The organism is Ensifer sp. GW821-FHT05G01 (assembly GCF_059419585.1).
In genome coordinates, this window is record NZ_JBWKSC010000005.1 from 241,395 (window position 1) to 261,317 (window position 19,923).

A 19,923-nucleotide genomic window follows, 5' to 3' on the forward strand; every position below is an offset into this window, starting at 1 on the left:
AAGGTGCCGTACCGGCTTCACGGCGCCGAAGGTGGCGCCTGAAGCCATAAGGGGTGGTTCGGCCCGGCAGCATCGAGGGGCTGGGGCTGAGGGTTCGAAGTTACCGGACCGAACCGGCCATGACTGCGTTCTTTGAAGGTCACGCAGCATGACGATCTGAACGGACATACGGTGGCAACGACTCTGTCCGTCAGCGCCCGCGAGTTTTGCGGTGAATTGGGGCGCCGATTTGACTGAAATGGGGCGGAGGCAAGAAATGCCGTCTGCGCCCAGAGGCTCTGGCTGCTTCCGGCTTGCTTTTCGGCTCGTGTCAGGCAAACTGTTATCGTTCTGTCACAACAGAAGGCCGGATTGCCGATGACCGATGAGCCGGATTTGCCGCGAGGCGAGGCGCGACATCAGCGCCAGACCGCGTCCGAAGTGGTCGTTGATCTCTCGGAATACAAGAACGCCCGGAACGCTCCTCCCATCACCTTCCATCGCCGCGAACTCGACCAGATCCTGTGGGTCTATGGCCGCATGGTCGGCGAAGGCGAATGGCGCGACTACGCCATCGATCACCTGAAGGATCGGGCCGTCTTCTCCGTGTTCAAGCGATCGGGCGAGATGCCGCTCTACCGCATCGAGAAAAACCCGAAACTCGCTGCCAAGCAAGGTGCCTTCAGCGTTCTCAACGTGCACGGGACGATCCTGAAGCGTGGACACGAACTCGGGCAGGTGCTGAAGGTTTTTGACAAGGTTCTGAAGCTGATCGAAACCTGAGAGACCGGTTCCAAGCCGATCGGAGATGCGAGCGGGGCAACCAGCCGAGGTTGGATGCACTGGCATCCCCTTCCTTCGACAATGTCCCGAAAGTGCGGCGGCCGCATGTTTTCAAGCCATTTCCCGAAGGAATTGCCTCGCGCGCTTGCTGACGCCCGTTCTCAGCCCTGGTAAAGCGTATCCGGGTAGACGCCCGCAGAGGGGTCGCTCGTCGAGCCATCGCCAAGCGCCAGCTGCATGATCGCTGTATCGAGCCAGCGCCCATGCTTGAAGCCTGTCGCCTTCATCAACCCCTGATCTTCGAAGCCAACAGAGCGGTGGACCGCGATCGATGCGGGATGAGCGCCGCCGATGACCGCCACCATCTGGCGAAACCCGAGTTCTGTGCAGCGACGGACAAGCTCGACCAACAGCATCTTGCCGGCTCCCTTCCCCCGCGCCGACGGCGCCAGATAGATCGAATCCTCGACCAGGAAGCGGTAGGCAGCGCGGGTGCGAAAGGCGGAGGCATAGGCGTAGCCGACGATCGTGCCCGCCGCGTCAGTCGCAACGATGTAGGGATAACCGTGGCTGGCGATGGTTGCGAAGCGCGTCGTCATCTCCGCCTCCGAGGGAGGCACGATCTCGTAGGTCGCCACACCGTTCAGAACGGATTCGCGATAGATTTCGGTGATGGCGGGGAGATCGGAAACGGTGGCGTCGCGCAAGGTCAATGGCATGGGAAGATCTTGAAGGTTCGTTTTTCCATTCAGTCACACGGATCGCAGCCGTGGATCAAGCCCTTTCCGGGCAACAAAAAAGGCGGCCGAAGCCGCCTTTTCCGTCAAGCCAGTCAAAGCTTAGTTGTTCCGGTTGCCCATGAACTGCAGCATGAACATGAACAGGTTGATGAAGTCGAGGTAGAGCGTCAGGGCGCCCATGATCGCCTTGCGGCCGGCAACGGTGCTGTCATCGGCATCGTAGTACATTTCCTTGATCTTCTGCGTGTCGTAGGCGGTAAGGCCTGCGAAGATCAGCACGCCGATCACGGAGATCGCGAAGCCGAGCGCCGAAGAGGCGAGGAAGATGTTGACGATCGACGCGATGATGACGCCGAACAGACCCATGATCAGGAACGAGCCCATGCCGGACAGGTCCTTTTTCGTGGTGTAGCCGTAGAGCGACAGCGCACCGAAGGAAGCGGCGGTCACGAAGAACGTCTGCACGATGCTCTGGCCGGTGAAGACCATGAAGATCGACGACAGCGAAACGCCCATCAGCGCCGCATAGACCCAGAACGTCATCTGCGCGGCAGAAACGCTCATGCTATTGATGCGGAAGCTCATGAAGAACACGAGACCCAAAGGAGCGAGCATGACGACCCATTTCAGGGGCGACGCATAAAGAAGTTGGGCGAATGCCGGATTGGAGACGGCAAGCGCGAATGTTCCGTAAGCTGCCAGGCCGGTGATCGCCAGGCCCAGGGCCATCAGGTTGTAGACCTTCAGCATGTAGGTGCGAAGGCCTTCGTCGATCATGGCACCCGCCTGCGCGCCGGCAGGCGACATTCGGGTTTGGTAGTTTCTCAGATCAGCCATTGTTTCCTCATTTAAGCCCCGGTTGAACTTACGGTGTCGGGCGGATGACCTCAGACCCAACGAGAGGTCGCCATCCCATGCCCAGGCGCCGCTGCGGGGCTCCAGCATGCCTGTGGATAAATATGATGCCGAAAGCCTTTGGGTACAAGACCTTTGGCCCCCTGATTCGGTACAGCCTTAGCGTTTATGGCCTTGTAGGACAGGGATTTACGGTTAACTTCGCCGCTCAAAGCTCCCGCAGAACCGGCGCCGCCTTTTGGCCCAGCACACGCCAGGTACCCGCAAGCCCGATGCCGACCGTCATCACCAGCGCGATGACAACGGTCGCAACCGCGACATCCGGCAGGAAACTTGACGGCAGCTTCATGATCCGGCTGACGACGAACCAGGCGGAAACACCGCCGGCAAACAGCGCAAAAACCGCGGTTGCAAGGCCCAGGATGATGTATTCGTAGCTGAAGGCACGGATCAGCGTGGTGCGCGTGGCGCCGAGCGTCTTCAGCACCACGGCATCGTGGATGCGTGCCCTGTTGCCGGCGGCAAGCGCGCCGGCCAGCACCAGTACGGACGCCACCAGGGCCACGGCCGCCGCGGCACGGATCGCCGTTGCCAGCTGCCCGAGAAGCGCGTTCACAATGTCGAGAGCGTCCTTCACCCGAACGCTGGTGATCGTCGGATAGGCGTTCGTGACCGCCTTCAGCACTGTCGCCTCCTCCTCGGGCGTGGCACCCGGATCGATCACCGTTGCCAGCCACGCATGCGGCGCACCGGCAAAGGTGTTGGGCGAGAACACCATGACGAAGTTGATCGACAGCGATTCCCACTCGACATTGCGGAAATTGGCGATCCTGGCGGTGATGTTGCGGCCGAGCACGTTGACGGTGACCCTATCGCCGATCTTCAGCCCGAGTTCACCCGCCTCTTCGGCCGAGAACGACACCAGCGGCTCGCCGCTGTAGTCGGGCGCCCACCAAGTACCCTCGGCCAGCGTCGAATTCTCGGGCTTGTTCTTGGCATAGGTAATGCCGCGGTCGCCGCGCAGCACCCACTGGCCGCTCGGCGGCACGTTCCGGGCGTTCACGTCCTCACCGTTGAAGGCGATGATCCGGCCACGCAGCATCGGCACTTCGATGACCTTGCCGTCCGGCATCGCGCCCTCAAGCAACGTACGGAACCCTTCGATTTCGCTTCCCTGGATATCGACGAAAAAGAAATTGGGCGCACGCTCTGCCATGCTGCCGGTCAGTTCGCGCCGAAGATTGCCGTCGATCAGCGCAAGCGTGACGAGGAGCGCAAGCCCGAGGCCGAGCGACAGCACCACCGAGGGCGTGAGCGCCCCTGGCCGATGGATGTTGCCGATCGCCAGCCGCAACGCCGGCGAACTCACCCGCGGACTGCGGCGCGCAAGCCAGGAGATCAGCAGCGAAACGAGCCGCAGCACGATGAAGGCAAAGGCGATCGCGCCCAGAAAGACCAGCGAGATGTAGCGGTCATAGGCGGTAAAGATGGCAAGCCCCGCAAGCGCACCAAGGCAGGCGAGCGCACCGGTGAGATACGGCCACGCGGGAAAGCCCGAGGGATCAAAGCCCTGCTGGCGAAAGAGCGCCGTTGCCGGAATGCCACGTGCCCGGCCGAGCGGCAGGATGGCAAAGGCAAGCGCCGTCAGCACACCGAAAAGAGCGGCGATCCCGAGCGCGCCCGGATAGAGGCGGAACTCGGTCGAAATCGGTAGCAGATCGGCCAGGAACTGCGCGGCGACGAAGGGGATGAGCGCGCCGAGAACAAGCCCGATCGCAATGCCGATCAGCGCGATCAGCAGGATCTGCGCGAGATAGATCATGGCCACCAGCGAGGCGGGCGCGCCGAGGCACTTGAAGGTGGCGATGACGCTGCGTTTCTGATCGAGATACGCGCGCACGGCATTGGCAACACCCACGCCGCCGACGATCAGGGCCGTCAGGCCCACAAGCGTCAGGAACTGCGAGAAGCGGGTGATATTGGCCGTCAGCGACGGCGCGGCATTGGAGCTGGTACGGATCGACCAGCCGGCGGCGGGAAAACGTTTCTCGGCATCGGTGCGCACAGCGGCCACCTGTGTGGGATCACTGATCTTCACCTTGTAGCCGTGCTCGACCAGACTTCCCGTCTGCACAAGACGCGAGGCGTCGAGCGCTTCGGCAGACACCATCAACCGCGGCGCAAAGCCGAAACCATCGGAGAGTGCATCCGGCTCGCGCACGATCGTGCCTGAAATCCTGATGCGGGCATTGCCGAGCAGAATGTCGTCGCCGACGGAAATGCCAAGACGGTCGAGCAGCAAGGGTGCGGCAACCGCGCCGAACCCGTCGCCCTGGCGCGCCAACAGACTGCCAAGCGGCTGATCCGGCTGGCTTTCGAGCTTGCCGTAGAGCGGATAGGCCGCATCGACAGCCTTCAATTCGACGAGCGCCTGGTTGGAACCGTCAGGCAAACGGGCCATCGAGCGCAGCCCGGCCGAAACCGAGACCGGCCCGAGCCCGTCGAGGAACGCCCGCTCCTCGACCGTCGCCACACGATTGTTGAGCTCGAAGCGAATGTCGCCGGCAAGCAATTCGCGACCTTGAGACGCAATCGTCGCGGTGATCGATTGCGACAGCGAGTTGACCCCGGCGATCGCCGCCGTGCCGAGCGCGATACAGGCGAGGAAGATGTAAAACCCCTTGAGGCCACCGCGCATTTCGCGCAGCGCCAGCCGCAGGGCAAGCAGAGGACGCAAACGGATCGAAGCAGCCTCGCTCATGCGGATGCCGCTTCCTGTCGCTGTGCTTCAACGACGGATTCGAGCGCGCCGCCGGAAATGATCTCGCCGGAGCGCACCCGCACCTGCCGCGAGCAACGGGCCGCCAGGGCCGCGTCATGGGTCACCAGCACGAGTGTCATGCCACGGTCACGCTGTTCGGCGAAAAGCAGGTCGGCGATCTGCCGGCCCGTCTCGGCATCGAGATTGCCGGTCGGTTCGTCGGCGATCAGCAACTTCGGCGACGGCGCAAGCGCGCGTGCAATCGCCACGCGCTGCTGCTCGCCGCCGGAGAGCTGGCCGGGATAGTGGCTGAGCCGCTCGCCGAGGCCGACGGCGACGAGTTCCTTGCGCGCGATGTCGAAGGCGCCGGGAACGTTGGCAAGCTCGAGCGGCACGGCGACGTTTTCGAGCGCCGTCATATTGGGGATGAGATGGAAGGACTGGAAGACGATGCCGATGTTGCGCCCGCGAAAATCGGCGACCCGGTCCTCGTTCAGCCGGTGCAGCGGCGTGCCGTCGATGACGATTTCGCCGCGGTCCAACCGTTCGAGACCGGCCAGCACCATCAGCAGCGTCGACTTGCCTGAACCGGAGGGCCCGACGATGCCGACGGACTCTCCCGCATCGATGGTCAGGCTCATGCCTTTCAGCACATGCACCGAGGCTGCGGCCTCGCCGAGGGTGAGGTCGGCATTTTTGAGCTCGATGATGGTACTGGCCAAGCGAAATAACCCTATATGAAACGGAAAGAGAGAAAGAAAACGGCTCCCGCGATTTAGGAACAGACCCATGGCATTAAAAGGTTTTCAACGGTTTTTCTTGGGGCTCGCAATGACAATTGCGTTATCGGCGACCGCACGGGCGGAAACGATCAGCCTCGTCGGCTTCGGCGACAGCCTGATGGCGGGCTACCAGCTGCCCCCCGAGGATGCCTTCCCGGCGCGGCTTGAAAAGGCGCTGAAGGAAAAGGGTCTCGACGTCACCGTGGCCAACGCCGGCGTTTCCGGCGACACCAGTTCCGGCGGGCTCGCGCGCATCGACTGGTCGATCCCCGACGGCACCAAGGGCGTGATCCTTGAGCTTGGCGCCAACGACGCGTTGCGCGGCATCCCGCCGGAGGAAACCCGCAAGAACATCGAGGCGATGATCGCGCGGCTGAAGGAGCGCGGCATCGCTGTCCTGCTCGCGGGCATGATGGCGCCGCCGAACATGGGCGCCGACTATGCCGCCCGCTTCAACCCGATCTATCCGGACCTTGCAGAGAAATACGGGCTGGAGCTCTACCCGTTCTTCCTCGATGGCGTCGTCACCGACGCGGCACTCAAGCTTGAAGACGGCATGCACCCGAACGGCAATGGCGTCGGCACGATGGTCGAAAAGGCCCTGCCCACCGTCGAACGTTTCATCGCAACACTGGGAAAGGCGGAGTGAACAAATCATCCACAGTTAAGAGAGTGTTAATATTCGCAAGCGTCAAATAGTAGTTGCCTGCAGACTCGATGCGTGATTCGCTGAGACATCTGCAAGAGATTCGGGGAGCTCGCCATGCCGAGACTATTCACCGCCCTCGAAATTCCGCGCAATGTTGCGATGAGTCTTTCATTGCTGCGCGGAGGTCTTCCCGGAGCTCGCTGGATCGATGTGGAGAACTACCACATCACCTTGCGCTTTATTGGTGACGTCGACTGGCGCACCGCAGACGAGATCATCGACAAGCTCGACCGGATCGAAAGACCGGAGTTCCAGTTGCAGCTCACAGGCACCGGCGCCTTCGGCTCGAAGAAACCGCACTCCGTCTGGGCCGGGGTCAGCAATCATCCGGAAATGTACGCGCTGCAGGCCGAAATCGAGCGCATCTGCCAGAGGCTCAGGCTGCCGGCGGATCCGCGCAAGTTCACGCCGCATGTCACGCTTGCAAGGCTGCGCTCCAGCCGCGTCGAGGATGTAGTCGAATATCTCTCCGGCCGCGGCAACTTCATGGCCTCGCCCTTCACCGTTTCACGCTTCGTGCTCTTGTCGTCGCGCGATTCAGTCGGCGGTGGCCCCTACCTCACCGAAGAGGTATTTCCGCTTCACGAAGCCCGCTCTTCGAGCCTGTCGAGCAACGACGAGCATCCGGCTTCCAACATCTGGTAAAGCCGTTCGAATGCTTCAGGGCCGTCATAATAGGGATCAGGAACGTCCTGGTCCCGCCCCGAAGCGTAAGCGAGAAACAGGTCAATTTTTCCGGCCAGACCGGCCGGCGCGATCCGGCGAAGAGTACTGACGTTTTCTCCGTCCATGCCGAGAATGAGATCGAAAGCCTCGAAATCGGCCTTCGAAACCTTGCGCCCGCGAAGCGCCGCTATATCGATACCGTGGCGGCGTGCCGCTTCGATCGACCGGCTGTCCGGCGGATCGCCGATATGCCATGCGCCCGTGCCCGCCGAATCGATGGTGATCTGCGACGCCAACCCTTGCCGTGCGGCGCATTCGCGAAGCACGCCTTCGGCCAGCGGTGAACGACAGATATTGCCGAGACAAACAAAAAGAATTCGGATCGGTTTCATGCTATCCATTTCAAGGAGATAGGGGCAGGTCGATATATACGCGGCCATGCAGCCTTCGAACAGGGATTGAGTTGGGAGGAACGGATGAGGCCGGAGAAACTCGACGAGGCGACGATCGCCGAACAGCTGCACAAGATGGAAGGGTGGGTCAGGGCCGAAGACGGCGCCTCCATCTGGAAGGCTTTTCGCTTCAAGAATTTCGTCGAAGCCTTCGGCTTCATGACGGAGATGGCGATCGTTGCCGAAAAGCTCGATCACCACCCGGAATGGTTCAACGTCTACAATCGCGTCGACGTCACGCTGACGACGCACGACGCCAGCGGCCTGACAGATCTCGACTTCAAGCTGGCCGCCAGGATGGACAAGGCAGCGGCGGGTCGCATGCCCGACCATTTGAAATAACGCCGGCACGTCCCATATTGTGAGCGTTGCAACATCGGAAAGAGGCGATGGACGACGTAAAGATTGGTGAAATTCTCCTGCCCGGCGAAGAATCCGAACAGGAGCGCAGGGAAAAGCGCGTCAAGCGGCGCTTCTGGCCGACCTTCCGCCGCGCCGCCCGTCAGATACCGTTCAGCCGCGAACTCGTCGCCGCCTATTATTGCGCCATCGACCCGAAGACCCCGACGCGCACACGCGGCATCCTGCTGGCGGCGCTCGCCTATTTCGTGCTGCCGCTCGACTTCCTTCCCGATTTTCTCGCCGTCGTCGGCTTTTCCGATGACGTCGCGGTTCTGACCGCCGCCTTCGCCGCCATCAGCGGGCAGATCAAGGAAGCCCACTATCTCAAGGCCGACGAAACGCTGGCCGACAATCCGCAGGATTGACCGAGGGAAACGCAGCATATCCGCAACCGCGCCGTATTCCTGCCCAAAAGTCAAACTCTTGCCCGAATCTTTGTGGCATAGACATTTGAGAACAGCGCGCGTTGGGACGTCTTCGTCGAGACGGGCGTCGTCTGAAATGGTTTAGGCGGTAAACAATCCGGAACAACGGCCCGAGGCGCCGAGCATTCGAAGCCAGCAGAGCGCTGGATAGATGAATGGACGGCAGATCTGGCGACGCCGGAGCGAAGGCCACAAATGCTTCGTTTCGGGGCTGGAATCAGCGGATTTTGGCCTTCGTTGACGGTTTGGTAACCTGAATTAAGTCACAACAAATGAAATCATGACTACGCGTCGCCCGTCTGACCTGTTTCGGGTGATCGAAAAGCAAGAAAAGCGGCAGGACCTCATGTTTGTAAGAAAGATCGCAACTGCAATCGCACTCGTTCTGGCAACCGCCAGCATGGCTGCCGCCCAGTCGCCGACGCGCATCCAGCAGTTCAATGCCTGGGGCGCCTATTCCTACAATTCCGGCGGCGGCAAGGTCTGCTATGTCCTGTCGGTTCCGAAGGAAAAGAGCCCGGCCGGCGTCGACCACGGCGACATCTTCTTCCTGGTTTCCCAGCGCCCCGGCCAGAACATCAGCTATGAGCCGCAGGCGATGATGGGCTATCCGCTGCAGGAGAACTCCAAGGTCAACGTCGTCATCGACGGCCGCACTTTCGTGATGTTCACCAAGGGCAACTCCGCCTGGGTCGAGAACGCGGCCGAAGAGCCGGCGCTCGTCGCGGCGATGAAAACCGGCAAGGCGATGTCGGTCAACGCCAAATCCCGCAAGGGCACGACGACCACCTACGCCTATTCTCTGTCGGGCATTTCGGCTGCACTGAAGCAGATCGAAGCCTGCAAGTAAGCTTTCGCCTTTGAGGCAAAGTCGAAGGCCGGCGCTCGACGCCGGCCTTTTTGCATTCAGGATCGACTGCGCGTGACTCCGGGCCAAAACAATGCTAAAGCCCCGGAAAATTCAGAGCCCCGCGCCCCCAATGGCTGCGCTTGAAGGCTCGACCGATTTCAATTCGAGCATCAGGACAATCTCCGGACCCCTTCTCCGGACGGGCGTTTTCTGTACGACAGGACACCACAGCATGGCAGCCACTGAAATCTTGAACCGGGTGGATACCGTCAGGGCACCGCAGGCGCGCATCGCCCCGCAGACCGAGAAGCCTTCGCTGATCGGGCTGTTGCGCGAGGACATGGCCAAGGCGCTCGTCGAAAAGGGCGTTCCCGAGCGTCAGGTCAAGATGCGCGTCAGCCAGCTCTGGCACTGGCTCTATGTGCGCGGCGTTTCCGATTTCGACGAGATGCTGAACGTGTCCAAGGACATGCGCGAGATGCTGAAGCAGCATTTCACCATTGCCCGGCCTGAGATCGTCGAGGAACAGACCTCGGGCGACGGCACCCGCAAATGGCTGCTGCGCTTTCCCGCCCGCGGCGCCGGCCGTCCGGTCGAGATCGAAACGGTCTATATTCCTGAGGAAGGCCGTGGCACGCTGTGCATTTCCAGCCAGGTCGGCTGCACGCTGACCTGTTCGTTCTGTCACACCGGCACGCAGAAGCTGGTGCGCAACCTGACGGCCGAGGAAATCCTGGCGCAGCTGCTTCTGGCGCGCGACCGGCTCGGCGACTTCCCGGAGCGCGACACGCCCCAGGGCGCGATCGTGCCGGCCGAAGGCCGCAAGATCACCAACATCGTCATGATGGGCATGGGCGAGCCTCTCTACAATTTCGAAGAGGTCAAGACCGCGCTTCTGATCGCCTCCGACGGCGAGGGCCTGTCGCTCTCCAAGCGCCGCATCACGCTTTCGACCTCCGGCATCGTGCCTGAGATCTACCGGACCGGCGAAGAGATCGGTGTCATGCTGGCGATCTCGCTGCATGCCGTGCGCGACGACCTGCGCGACATGTTGGTGCCGATCAACAAGAAATACCCGCTGAAGGAACTGATGGACGCCTGCCGCGCCTATCCGGGCCTGTCGAATGCGCGCCGCATCACCTTCGAATATGTGATGCTGAAGGATGTCAACGACAGCCTCGAGGACGCCAAGGAGCTGATCAAGCTCTTGAGGGGCGTGCCGGCGAAGATCAACCTCATCCCGTTCAACCCCTGGCCGGGCACCAACTACCAGTGTTCCGACTGGGAGCAGATCGAGAAGTTTGCCGACTTCATCAACCAGGCGGGCTATGCCTCGCCGATCCGCACGCCGCGCGGCCGCGACATCCTTGCCGCGTGCGGCCAGCTGAAGTCCGAGTCCGAGCGCATGCGCAAGGTCGACCGTCTCGCCTTCGAAGCGATGATGATCGCCAATCACGGCGAGGACTGAGGCATGCGGCGGGTGCGGCCCGGTTTTCCGTCCGCATCTCGGCGCTATCCAAGTTCAAGACGATAACGGCGGCAGCGGGTATGTGCGACCCGCCGCTTCAACCGCAAGCATATCCTGATCGATGAAGAACTTTGATGGGTGATGCAATTCCTATCGATTGATTTCATGGTCCCGGTTTCCTAAGAAAGCGGGCAATCAATCTAGGAGGACACCCATGCGCTCACTTCTCATCGCCCTTGCCGCCACGGTGGCATTTACCCTGCCCGCACGCGCCGATGAGGTGACTGTCGCCGTAACCGCGATCGTCGAGCATCCGGCTCTTGATGCTGCGCGCGACGGTGTGAAGGATGCGCTGAAGGCCGCCGGCTACAAGGAAGGCGAGAACCTCAAGTTCCTCTACGAGTCGGCCCAGGGCAACCCGGCAACCGCCGCACAGATCGCCCGCCAGTTCGCCGGCGAAGCGCCGAACGTCATCGTCCCGATCTCCACCCCGTCGGCCCAGGCCGTCGTTTCCTCGACGCGTGACATCCCGGTTGTCTTCACCGCCGTGTCCGACCCGATCGGCGCGCAGCTGGTCAAGGACATGGACAAGCCGGGTGGCAACGTCACCGGTCTTTCCGACATGTCTCCGGTCGCCGAGCACGTGGCGCTGATCAAGGAGATCCTGCCAAACGTCAAGTCGATCGGCTATCTCTACAACTCCGGCGAAGCCAACTCGGTATCGCTTTTGGCGGTACTGAAGACGGAAGCCGAAAAGGCCGGCCTGACGGTGGTCGAGTCCGCCGCGACGAAGTCCGCTGAAGTCCAGGGCGCTGCCCGTGCGCTCGTCGGCCGTGCCGACGCGATCTACGTTCCGACCGACAACACCATCATCTCCGCACTTGAAGGTGCGGTTGCCGTGGCCGAAGAAGCCAAGCTGCCGCTCTTCACCGCCGACACGGATTCGGTCTCGCGCGGCTCGCTCGCAGCCCTCGGCTTCAACTACTATGACGTCGGCAAGCAGACCGGCGAAATCGTCGTTCGCATCCTCAAGGGCGAAAACCCGGGTGATATCGCCGTCAAGGTTGCCGCCGGTTCCGACCTGGTGATCAACAAGAAGGCCGCTGAAAAGATGGGCGTCACCCTTCCGGAAAGTGTCGTCAAGCGCGCTACACGCGTTGTAGAATAAGGCTTCGAGCCTTTTCAGGTTCAAGTTTATTGCGTTTTGGCCGCCCTCGTTCCATACGAGGGCGGTTCGTTATTGGAGCGCTGCGGTTGCCTTGCGCTACGCAAGATACGCTCAGACAGTTTGAAACTGCGCCGACGCCGGATCTTCGGGCGTCATGCGCCAACCGGGGACGCCGCGCCGATATAAGAAGCTTGGGGCGGGCGGCAGGAAAAGAGGGTCGGGGATTTGAGTCAAATCGCTTTATGGGGAGCCGTCGAGCTGGGGCTGGTATACGCCTTCGTCGCCATCGGCGTCTTTCTCGCATTCCGGGTTCTCGATTTCCCTGACCTGACAGTCGACGGGTCTTTTCCGCTCGGTGCTGCGGTTACCGCCGTGTTGATCATCGCCGGCGTCAATCCGTGGATCGCGGCCGGCGTCGCCATGGTGGCAGGGGCTGCCGCCGGCATCGTCACGGCCATGCTCAACGTGCGTTTCAAGATCCTCAACCTCTTGGCCTCGATCCTGACGATGATCGCGCTGTTCTCGGTCAATCTGCGCGTCATGGGCAAACCCAACGTCGCACTGATCAACGCCGACACCATGCTTTCGCCGTTCTTCGGACTGGGTCTGCGTGAGTTCTACGTTCGCCCGCTCTTCATCGGCGTGCTCGTGCTCGTGGCCGTCATCGTCGTCTGGCGCTTCCTTGAAAGCGATGCCGGCCTTGCGATGCGCGCGACCGGCGCAAATGCCCGCATGGCCCGCGCCCAGGGCGTCGACACCAACAAGCAGATCTATCTGGGCATGGCGATCTCCAATGCGCTCGTTGCCTTCGGCGGCGCGCTCTTTGCCCAGACCAACGGTTTTGCCGACGTCACCTCGGGGGTCGGCACCATCGTCGTCGGTCTTGCAGCGGTGATCATCGGCGAGACGCTGCTCGGCGCCCGCGGCATTCTGATCGCGCTGATCGGCTGCGTGCTCGGCTCGATCCTCTACCGCATCGCCATCCAGCTGGCGCTGTCGACCGACATGCTCGGCCTGCAGGCCTCCGACCTCAATTTCGTCACCGCCGTGCTCGTGACCTTTGCCCTCATCCTTCCCCGTCTTCGTCGCGGAGGTGCGGCATGATCAGCGTCAAGAACATCCAGGTCGTCTTCGGCAAGGGAACGCCACTGCAGAAGCAGGCGCTGAACGGCGTCGACCTGACGATCGAGCAAGGCTCCTTCGTCACCGTCATCGGCTCAAACGGTGCCGGCAAGTCGACGCTGCTCGGCGTTCTCGCCGGCGACGTGCTGCCGAGCGCCGGCCAGGTGACGATCGGCAAGACCGATGTCACCCGCAAGGGCACAGCCGCCCGCGCCGGCCTCGTCGCCCGCGTGTTCCAGGATCCGTTGACCGGCAGCTGTGGCGCCTTGTCGATCGAAGAAAACCTGGCACTTGCCGCCAAGCGCGGCGAGAAGCGCGGGCTGATGGCAGCGCTCGGACCCAAGCGCCGCGAGCATTTCCGCGAGCGCATCGCCGAACTCAATCTCGGCCTTGAAAACCGCATGGGCGACCGCATGGATCTGCTTTCGGGCGGACAGCGCCAGGCGGTTTCGCTGGTGATGGCGACGCTTGCCGGCTCCGAAGTGCTGCTGCTCGACGAGCATACCGCAGCCCTTGACCCCGGCATGGCCGAGTTCGTCATGAACCTCACGCAGAAGATCGTGTCGGAACGCAAGCTCACGACGATGATGGTCACCCACTCGATGCGCCAGGCGCTCGATTATGGCCACCGCACCGTCATGCTGCACGGTGGCGAGATCGTGCTCGACGTTGCCGGCGACAGCCGCAAGGAACTGCAGGTCGAGGACCTCATCGCCATGTTCCGCCGCATCCGCGGCCAGACGCTCGACGACGACGCTCTGCTGATCGGCTGATCGCGTCGCACGAACTTGCCCCTCATCTGCCTGCCGGCATCTTCTCCCCGTCAAGACGGGGAGAAAAGACACGCGGCGATCTCTCAGCCCTCTCCGGCCAACGGCGTCGGTTGCACACCCAAAGACGGTTCCCCCCGACGCTGTTCCAACGACCGCTGTTGCCGTCAAACGATGCGGCAAACGCTCTTCTCCCCGCGCGCGGGGAGAAGATGCCGGCAGGCAGATGAGGGGCGGTCTCTTTGCTGAAACCTATCGTGCCGTCGCCATAAAAATCTTCGCGGCAAAGACCGAGAAGACGCCGGCAAAGCTGTAGTCGAGCGCCCGCATGAAAGCCTTGTTGCGTTGCAGCCAGGCGGACAGCCAGTCGGCGGTAAAGACCACCAGCATGTTCACCGGCATGCCGATGACGATGAACAGCGCGCCGAGAAACAGAAGCTTGCCTGTCACCGACGCATCGCCGGCGCTGACGAACTGCGGCAGGAAGGTCATGAAGAAGATGATGACCTTGGGGTTGAGCAGGTTCACCCAGAAACCCGAGGAAATGTTGGAAAGCGCGGTGCCCGCCGCGCTATCGACCGTCTTGACCGAGAGCGTCGATCCATGCCGGATCGCCTGCACTGCAAGCCAGAGCAGATAGGCGGCACCGCCGGTCTTCAGCACCAGAAACGCCGTCGGCGAGGCCGTGATCAGCGCCGAGATGCCGAAGGCAACGAGCAACGTATGGACGACAATGCCGAAGCTTGTCCCGAGCACCACGAACAGCGCCGCTTTTTTGCCCTGCGACAGCGCCCGGCTGATCGACAGCGTCATGTCGGGACCGGGCGTTGCCGCAAGCAGAAGGGTGGCTGCGGCAAAGCCGAACAGCGTTGGCAGGCTGGGAAGGAAGTCCATGTATGCGATCCCCGGAACACTCGGTCGCCCGGTCTATTCCGCCTCGTCGGCTTTTGCGAGCGGATTCGGCTGTTGCAGCGTTGTTCCGCTTGTATCCAGGCGTGTTCTGGATAAAGTGCCGCAGAATTTCCAAGGCGGCACGCCGCCCTCTCCCAAGACCAGACGGACGGAAACCATGGCATCGCATAAAGACGTGAAAAAGGTCGTTCTCGCCTATTCGGGCGGTCTCGACACCTCGATCATCCTGAAGTGGCTGCAGACCGAACTCGGCGCCGAAGTCGTCACCTTCACGGCCGACCTCGGCCAGGGCGAAGAACTGGAACCGGCGCGCAAGAAGGCCGAGATGCTCGGCATCAAGGAAATCTACGTCGAGGACGTGCGCGAGGAATTCGTCCGGGATTTCGTCTTCCCGATGTTCCGTGCCAACGCCGTTTACGAAGGCGTATACCTGCTCGGCACCTCGATCGCCCGGCCGCTGATTTCCAAGCACCTGATCGATATCGCCAGGAAGACCGGCGCTGACGCCATCGCCCATGGCGCCACCGGCAAGGGCAATGACCAGGTCCGCTTCGAGCTGTCGGCCTATGCGCTGAACCCCGACATCAAGATCATCGCGCCCTGGCGCGACTGGTCGTTCAAGAGCCGCACCGACCTGCTCGAATTCGCCGAGAAGCACCAGATCCCGGTTGCCAAGGACAAGAAGGGTGAGGCGCCCTTCTCCGTCGACGCCAACCTGCTGCACTCTTCGTCCGAGGGCAAGGTTCTGGAAGATCCGTCGCAGGAAGCTCCTGAGTACGTGCACATGCGCACGATCTCGCCGGAAGCGGCCCCCGACAAGGCAACCGTCATCAAGGTCGGCTTCGAGCGCGGCGACGCCGTCTCGATCAACGGCGAGCGCCTGTCGCCGGCAAACCTGCTGGCCAAGCTCAACGACTATGGCCGCGACAATGGCATCGGCCGCCTCGACCTCGTCGAAAACCGCTTCGTCGGCATGAAGTCGCGCGGCGTCTACGAGACCCCCGGCGGCACGATCCTGCTTGCCGCCCACCGCGCGATCGAATCGATCACGCTCGACCGAGGTGCTGCCCACCTCAAGGACGAGCTGATGCCGCGCTACGCCGAGCTGATCTATTACGGCTTCTGGTTCTCGCCGGAGCGCGAAATGCTGCAGGCGGCGATCGACCGGAGCCAGGAACATGTCGAAGGCGAAGTGACACTGAAGCTCTACAAGGGCAACGTCATGGTTACCGGCCGCGAAAGCGCCAAGTCGCTCTATTCCGACAAGCTGGTCACCTTCGAGGACGACCAGGGCGCCTACGACCAGAAGGATGCAGCCGGCTTCATCAAGCTCAACGCGCTGCGTCTGCGCACGCTGGCCGCGCGCAACCGCTAAACTGCGAGAGCCTAATACAAAGCCTCCGCGACCTGGGTCGCGGAGGCTTTTTTATGCGTCCTGTTCAGGCAGAGCCGTTGTTACTCAGCCGCCTCCGGCAGGGCCTGCTTGCCATCGGCCAGCGCCGCCGCTGGCGCCAGGCGGACGGTGCGGCGGTACCAGAGATAGCTGAGCACGCAGAGAAGGCCGAAGCTCGGTATGATCGTGCCGAGCGCCAGCACCGGTACGCCGACGACCGCCGCCAGGGCACCGCCGAGAAGGCCGGCGCCCATCTGGATGAACCCCATCATCGCCGAGGCCGTGCCGGCAATATGCGGGAAAGGCGCCATGGCCGCCGTCATCATGTAAGGCATGACGAAGGCGATGCCGAAGGCATAGACGCCGACCGGCGCCATCACCGACAGGAAGCTCGGCTCGAGCGCATGCATGGTGTAGGCAAGCGCCACGCTGCCGATGGCAATGAAACATAGCCCCGCCGGCACCAGCGCTTGCGGCGTGAATTTCCGCATCAGCAGCCTGACCGTGACGGTACCCGAAAAGAAGAAACCGGATTGCATCAGCATGCCGACGCCAAACTGGGTGGGCGTCAGCCCGACCGTCCCGATCAGGACGAAGGGCAGCATGGTCGCCTGGGCATAGAGCGCACCGACGGCACCGGCGATCACAAGGGTCGAGGAGACGAAGCGGCTGTCGGTCACAAGCTCGCGATAGGCGGCAAGGATCGGGCGCAGATGCCCCTTCGCCGGATCGGGCGTCGCGGTTTCGGCCATGAAGAACTGAACGCTGACACAGGCCATCAGCGCAAAGCCGACCATCAGGAAGAAGATCGACTGCCAACCGAAGAGGCCGAGCGCCAGGCCGCCGAGCGTCGGCGACACCGCCGGGCCGATCGCCAGCATCATGCCGATCATGTTCATGATCCTTGCTGCCTGCAGGCCGGTAAACTGGTCGCGCACGATGGCGCGCGCAACCGTCATGCCCACCGAGGCGCCGATGCCCTGCACCAGGCGTCCCGCGAGCAGAACCGCAACCGACGGCGCAAAGGCCGCCATCAGGCTGCCGGCAAGGTAGATGGCCATGAAGATCAGCGTCGTGCGCCGGCGGCCGATGACATCGGAAAGCGTGCCCGATACCAGCTGCGCAAAGGCAAAGCCGGCGAAATAGAGCGACAGCGTCATCTTGATCGCCGCCTCGCTGGAGGAGAAGGCCCGCACCAGTTCGGGCATCGCCGGCGTATAGAGCGCCATGGAAACGGGGCCGAGCGCCACCAGGAAGGCACCGATGATGCTGGTGCGCCGTTCGCTCATGCGGCGCGTCATTCCTTTGCACCCTTGTCCTTGCCGGCGACGCAGGGGTCGAGGCGGCGCAGATTGTCACGCAGGATGCGCAGGTTGCCGCGCAGCATCTCGCGCGTCGCCTCGTCGAGCCCAGCCGTATAGGCATTCATCATTTCACGCAGGCCCGCCATCAGCTCGGCGAGCAGCGGATCCGCCTTGTCGGTGATGACAACGTTCTTGGCCCGGCGGTCGGCCGGGTCGGGCATCCGGGCCACAAGCTCCATTGCCTCCAGCCGGTCGAGATAGGCCGACAGCGTCATCGGCTCTATGCCCATGCGCGTAGCGATTTCCGCCTGCTTGATGCCCTCGGTCAGCGCCACCTGGATCAGTGTGCGGGCTTCGCCTGGGGTGATGCCGAGGTCGAGCGCGTTGACCTTGCGGTCAAAGGCGCCGCGCAAAAGGCGGGAGACATCGGTCAGCAACATGCCGATGGTTTCAGATTCGAGTTTTGTCGGCATCAGGATCGTTCACAAGAGATATAATAAGCTTTCCTTATCATACTCCTTGCCAACTTTCAACGCGGGGGGCCGGTGAGCCTCAGCCTTCCAGTTCCTCGCGCAGCATCTCCAGCTCCAGCCATTCCTCTTCCATGCGCGCGAGATCGCCGCGGAGCTTCTCCAGCTCCTGCGCCAGCTTCGCAAACGTGTTCGGATCCTTGGCAAAGAGATTGGGATCAGCCATCCGCTCCTCGCGCTTGGCAGCCTCCGCTTCGGCCTTGGCGATCTCCTTCGGCAGGTTTTCAAGCGCGAACTTCTGCTTGTAGGAGAGCTTGCCCTTGGCCTTCGACGTTTCGCCTGCAGGGGCCGCGGCGTCGGACACCTTCGCCTTTTCCGCCTTCTCGGCCTTGCGTCGCTCCTCGATCGCGCCCTTGCGCTGCGCCATCATGTCGGTATAGCCGCCGGCATATTCGATCCAGCGACCATCAGGCGCTTCCGGATTGCCCGGCGCGATGGTCGAGCTGACAGTGCGGTCGAGGAAGTCACGGTCGTGGCTGACGAGGATGACGGTTCCGGCAAAGCCGGCGACGACTTCCTGCAGCAGATCGAGCGTCTCGATGTCGAGGTCGTTGGTCGGCTCGTCAAGGATCAGCAAGTTGGTGGCGCGGGCAAGAATGCGCGCCAGCATCAGCCGCGCACGTTCACCGCCCGAAAGCTCGCGAATAGGGGTGCGGGCCTGCTCGGGCTGGAACAGGAAGTCCTTCATGTAACCCGTCACATGGCGCTGCTCGCCGTTGACGATCAGGCTCTCGCCGCGTCCGTCGGTCAGGTAATGGGCCAGCGTGTCCTCGAGGTTGAGATCCTCGCGCTTCTGGTCGAGCGTCGCCATCTCCAGGTTGGTGCCGAGCTTCACAGTGCCGGTATCCGGCTCGATCTGCCCGGTCAGCATTTTCAACAGCGTGGTCTTGCCGGCACCGTTCGGGCCGACGAGGCCGATCCGATCGCCGCGATGCACACGGATCGAAAACGGCGCGACGATCGTCCGATCGCCGTAAGCCTTGGTGATCTTTTCCGCCTCGATGACCAGCTTGCCGGATTCCTTGGCGTCGGAGGCCGTCGCCTGGACGGAGCCCTGCGGCCCCTTGTGGCCGCGATGGCGCGAGCGCATGTCCTGCAGCTCGCCGAGACGGCGCATGTTGCGCTTGCGCCGGGCGGTCACGCCGTAGCGCAGCCAGTGCTCCTCACGCTCGATCGCCTTGCCGAGCTTGTGCTGTTCCAGCTCTTCGGCCTCCAGCACCTCGTCGCGCCAGGCTTCGAAATGGCCGAAACCCCGGTCGAGCCGGCGCGACTGGCCGCGGTCGAGCCAGACGGTTGCTGTCGATACTTTTTCCAAGAACCGCCGGTCGTGCGAGATCAGCACCAGGGCCGAGCGGCTGCGGGTCAGCTCGTCTTCGAGCCATTCGATCGTCGGCAGGTCGAGGTGGTTGGTTGGCTCGTCGAGCAGAAGAATATCCGGCTCCGGCGCCATCACGCGCGCAAGTGCTGCGCGGCGCGCCTCGCCGCCGGAAAGGCGCGACGGGTCTTCTTCGCCGGTCAGGCCCAGATGCTGCAGCAGATAGGTGACGCGGTACGGATCGTCGCTCGGACCAAGACCCGATTCCGCATAGGCCTGCACCGTGTCGTAGCCTTCGAAATCCGGTGCCTGGGGCAGGTAACGGACCGTCGAGGACGGATGGCGGAACACCTCACCCGATTGCGCCTCGGCAAGACCGGCAGCGATCTTCATCAGCGTCGATTTGCCGGAACCGTTGCGCCCGACAAGGCAGATGCGATCACCCGGCTCCACCTGCAGGTTGGCGCCGGCCAGAAGCGGCGTGCCCCCGAAGGTGAGGAAGATATCGTCGAGTTTCAGAATGGGAGGCGCCAAGGC

At 62.5% G+C, this 19,923-nt stretch carries 20 protein-coding genes; 11 read left to right on the forward strand and 9 right to left on the reverse strand.

Annotated elements, in window-relative coordinates; all coding sequences use genetic code 11:
- Positions 1 to 357 precede the first annotated feature (357 nt).
- A complete protein-coding gene (locus tag AC07UR_RS14865) occupies positions 358 to 762 on the forward strand; it encodes a DUF2794 domain-containing protein (RefSeq protein ID WP_173418363.1) in 405 nt (134 codons plus the stop codon).
- Between the two features lie 161 nt (positions 763 to 923).
- On the opposite strand, the gene AC07UR_RS14870 is transcribed toward AC07UR_RS14865, so the two are convergent.
- The 4 genes from AC07UR_RS14870 to AC07UR_RS14885 form a co-directional block, all read right to left on the reverse strand.
- Positions 924 to 1,481 (reverse strand): GNAT family N-acetyltransferase, encoded by a 558-nt coding sequence (locus tag AC07UR_RS14870; protein ID WP_209790409.1) that lies wholly within the window; start codon positions 1,479 to 1,481, stop codon positions 924 to 926.
- A 120-nt stretch (positions 1,482 to 1,601) separates the two neighbouring features.
- Entirely contained in the window at positions 1,602 to 2,339 is a 738-nt protein-coding gene (locus tag AC07UR_RS14875; RefSeq protein ID WP_077500863.1) for a Bax inhibitor-1/YccA family protein, read from the reverse strand.
- Between the two features lie 226 nt (positions 2,340 to 2,565).
- Positions 2,566 to 5,118, reverse strand: a complete 2,553-nt coding sequence (locus tag AC07UR_RS14880; protein WP_209790408.1) for an ABC transporter permease — start codon at positions 5,116 to 5,118, stop codon at positions 2,566 to 2,568.
- Positions 5,115 to 5,840, reverse strand: coding sequence for an ABC transporter ATP-binding protein (locus tag AC07UR_RS14885; protein WP_209790407.1), 726 nt, complete (start codon positions 5,838 to 5,840; stop codon positions 5,115 to 5,117). Before AC07UR_RS14885 ends, AC07UR_RS14880 begins: the two co-directional genes overlap by 4 nt.
- A 67-nt stretch (positions 5,841 to 5,907) precedes the next feature.
- On the opposite strand from AC07UR_RS14885, the gene AC07UR_RS14890 reads away from it, so the two are divergent.
- Together AC07UR_RS14890 and thpR are read left to right on the forward strand one after the other, a co-directional pair.
- Positions 5,908 to 6,549: an arylesterase gene (locus AC07UR_RS14890; protein ID WP_209790406.1), complete on the forward strand. Its 642-nt coding sequence runs from the start codon at positions 5,908 to 5,910 to the stop codon at positions 6,547 to 6,549.
- A 114-nt stretch (positions 6,550 to 6,663) separates the two neighbouring features.
- Positions 6,664 to 7,254: an RNA 2',3'-cyclic phosphodiesterase gene (gene thpR, locus AC07UR_RS14895; protein WP_077500866.1), complete on the forward strand. Its 591-nt coding sequence runs from the start codon at positions 6,664 to 6,666 to the stop codon at positions 7,252 to 7,254.
- Here thpR and AC07UR_RS14900 read toward each other — a convergent pair.
- The gene (locus AC07UR_RS14900) at positions 7,191 to 7,667 is read right to left on the reverse strand and encodes a low molecular weight protein-tyrosine-phosphatase (RefSeq protein WP_209790405.1); all 477 of its coding nucleotides are present in this window, start codon (positions 7,665 to 7,667) and stop codon (positions 7,191 to 7,193) included. The two genes, thpR and AC07UR_RS14900, sit on opposite strands and share 64 nt — an antisense overlap.
- 84 nt (positions 7,668 to 7,751) lie before the next feature.
- Between AC07UR_RS14900 and AC07UR_RS14905 the strand changes: the two genes are divergently transcribed.
- The 7 genes from AC07UR_RS14905 to AC07UR_RS14935 all read left to right on the forward strand — a co-directional run bounded on the left by AC07UR_RS14905 (position 7,752) and on the right by AC07UR_RS14935 (position 13,935).
- The gene (locus tag AC07UR_RS14905) at positions 7,752 to 8,069 is read left to right on the forward strand and encodes a 4a-hydroxytetrahydrobiopterin dehydratase (RefSeq protein ID WP_173418369.1); all 318 of its coding nucleotides are present in this window, start codon (positions 7,752 to 7,754) and stop codon (positions 8,067 to 8,069) included.
- Between the two features lie 47 nt (positions 8,070 to 8,116).
- Positions 8,117 to 8,494, forward strand: a complete 378-nt coding sequence (locus tag AC07UR_RS14910) for a YkvA family protein (RefSeq protein ID WP_173418370.1) — start codon at positions 8,117 to 8,119, stop codon at positions 8,492 to 8,494.
- Positions 8,495 to 8,900: 406 nt separating this feature from the next.
- Positions 8,901 to 9,404 carry an invasion associated locus B family protein gene (locus tag AC07UR_RS14915; RefSeq protein ID WP_025425200.1) on the forward strand — a complete coding sequence of 168 codons (504 nt, stop codon included), beginning with the start codon at positions 8,901 to 8,903 and terminating at the stop codon, positions 9,402 to 9,404.
- Positions 9,405 to 9,636: 232 nt separating this feature from the next.
- Positions 9,637 to 10,872: a dual-specificity RNA methyltransferase RlmN gene (rlmN, locus tag AC07UR_RS14920; protein WP_209790404.1), complete on the forward strand. Its 1,236-nt coding sequence runs from the start codon at positions 9,637 to 9,639 to the stop codon at positions 10,870 to 10,872.
- Between the two features lie 214 nt (positions 10,873 to 11,086).
- A complete protein-coding gene (locus AC07UR_RS14925; protein ID WP_077500869.1) occupies positions 11,087 to 12,040 on the forward strand; it encodes an ABC transporter substrate-binding protein in 954 nt (317 codons plus the stop codon).
- 225 nt (positions 12,041 to 12,265) lie between these two features.
- Complete coding sequence (locus tag AC07UR_RS14930; protein ID WP_173418373.1) at positions 12,266 to 13,144, forward strand: ABC transporter permease; 879 nt, start codon at positions 12,266 to 12,268, stop codon at positions 13,142 to 13,144.
- Entirely contained in the window at positions 13,141 to 13,935 is a 795-nt protein-coding gene (locus AC07UR_RS14935) for an ABC transporter ATP-binding protein (RefSeq protein WP_053251658.1), read from the forward strand. Before AC07UR_RS14930 ends, AC07UR_RS14935 begins: the two co-directional genes overlap by 4 nt.
- A gap of 249 nt (positions 13,936 to 14,184) precedes the next feature.
- On the opposite strand, the gene AC07UR_RS14940 is transcribed toward AC07UR_RS14935, so the two are convergent.
- Positions 14,185 to 14,826 carry a LysE family translocator gene (locus tag AC07UR_RS14940; RefSeq protein ID WP_173418374.1) on the reverse strand — a complete coding sequence of 214 codons (642 nt, stop codon included), beginning with the start codon at positions 14,824 to 14,826 and terminating at the stop codon, positions 14,185 to 14,187.
- A 175-nt stretch (positions 14,827 to 15,001) separates the two neighbouring features.
- Between AC07UR_RS14940 and AC07UR_RS14945 the strand changes: the two genes are divergently transcribed.
- A complete protein-coding gene (locus AC07UR_RS14945) occupies positions 15,002 to 16,219 on the forward strand; it encodes an argininosuccinate synthase (RefSeq protein ID WP_173418375.1) in 1,218 nt (405 codons plus the stop codon).
- Between the two features lie 80 nt (positions 16,220 to 16,299).
- Here AC07UR_RS14945 and AC07UR_RS14950 read toward each other — a convergent pair whose 3' ends face one another.
- The 3 genes from AC07UR_RS14950 to AC07UR_RS14960 all read right to left on the reverse strand — a co-directional run bounded on the left by AC07UR_RS14950 (position 16,300) and on the right by AC07UR_RS14960 (position 19,920).
- Positions 16,300 to 17,538, reverse strand: a complete 1,239-nt coding sequence (locus tag AC07UR_RS14950; RefSeq protein ID WP_209790403.1) for a multidrug effflux MFS transporter — start codon at positions 17,536 to 17,538, stop codon at positions 16,300 to 16,302.
- Positions 17,535 to 18,014 (reverse strand): MarR family winged helix-turn-helix transcriptional regulator, encoded by a 480-nt coding sequence (locus AC07UR_RS14955; RefSeq protein WP_209790402.1) that lies wholly within the window; start codon positions 18,012 to 18,014, stop codon positions 17,535 to 17,537. Before AC07UR_RS14955 ends, AC07UR_RS14950 begins: the two co-directional genes overlap by 4 nt.
- Before the next feature lie 79 nt (positions 18,015 to 18,093).
- Positions 18,094 to 19,920, reverse strand: coding sequence for an ABC-F family ATP-binding cassette domain-containing protein (locus AC07UR_RS14960; RefSeq protein WP_209790401.1), 1,827 nt, complete (start codon positions 19,918 to 19,920; stop codon positions 18,094 to 18,096).
- Positions 19,921 to 19,923: the final 3 nt, after the last annotated feature.

Excerpts from the sequence above, each read along its gene's own strand:
- AC07UR_RS14870 (WP_209790409.1), bottom strand. The coding sequence starts at position 1,481 with ATGCCATTGACCTTGCGCGACGCCACCGTTTCCGATCTCCCCGCCATC.
- AC07UR_RS14940 (WP_173418374.1), bottom strand. The coding sequence starts at position 14,826 with ATGGACTTCCTTCCCAGCCTGCCAACGCTGTTCGGCTTTGCCGCAGCC.
- AC07UR_RS14865 (WP_173418363.1), top strand. The coding sequence starts at position 358 with ATGACCGATGAGCCGGATTTGCCGCGAGGCGAGGCGCGACATCAGCGC.
- AC07UR_RS14915 (WP_025425200.1), top strand. The coding sequence starts at position 8,901 with ATGTTTGTAAGAAAGATCGCAACTGCAATCGCACTCGTTCTGGCAACC.
- AC07UR_RS14955 (WP_209790402.1), bottom strand. The coding sequence starts at position 18,014 with ATGCCGACAAAACTCGAATCTGAAACCATCGGCATGTTGCTGACCGAT.
- AC07UR_RS14910 (WP_173418370.1), top strand. The coding sequence starts at position 8,117 with ATGGACGACGTAAAGATTGGTGAAATTCTCCTGCCCGGCGAAGAATCC.
- AC07UR_RS14945 (WP_173418375.1), top strand. The coding sequence starts at position 15,002 with ATGGCATCGCATAAAGACGTGAAAAAGGTCGTTCTCGCCTATTCGGGC.
- AC07UR_RS14925 (WP_077500869.1), top strand. The coding sequence starts at position 11,087 with ATGCGCTCACTTCTCATCGCCCTTGCCGCCACGGTGGCATTTACCCTG.
- AC07UR_RS14890 (WP_209790406.1), top strand. The coding sequence starts at position 5,908 with ATGGCATTAAAAGGTTTTCAACGGTTTTTCTTGGGGCTCGCAATGACA.
- AC07UR_RS14950 (WP_209790403.1), bottom strand. The coding sequence starts at position 17,538 with ATGACGCGCCGCATGAGCGAACGGCGCACCAGCATCATCGGTGCCTTC.
- AC07UR_RS14905 (WP_173418369.1), top strand. The coding sequence starts at position 7,752 with ATGAGGCCGGAGAAACTCGACGAGGCGACGATCGCCGAACAGCTGCAC.
- AC07UR_RS14900 (WP_209790405.1), bottom strand. The coding sequence starts at position 7,667 with ATGAAACCGATCCGAATTCTTTTTGTTTGTCTCGGCAATATCTGTCGT.
- AC07UR_RS14880 (WP_209790408.1), bottom strand. The coding sequence starts at position 5,118 with ATGAGCGAGGCTGCTTCGATCCGTTTGCGTCCTCTGCTTGCCCTGCGG.
- rlmN (WP_209790404.1), top strand. The coding sequence starts at position 9,637 with ATGGCAGCCACTGAAATCTTGAACCGGGTGGATACCGTCAGGGCACCG.
- AC07UR_RS14875 (WP_077500863.1), bottom strand. The coding sequence starts at position 2,339 with ATGGCTGATCTGAGAAACTACCAAACCCGAATGTCGCCTGCCGGCGCG.
- AC07UR_RS14935 (WP_053251658.1), top strand. The coding sequence starts at position 13,141 with ATGATCAGCGTCAAGAACATCCAGGTCGTCTTCGGCAAGGGAACGCCA.
- thpR (WP_077500866.1), top strand. The coding sequence starts at position 6,664 with ATGCCGAGACTATTCACCGCCCTCGAAATTCCGCGCAATGTTGCGATG.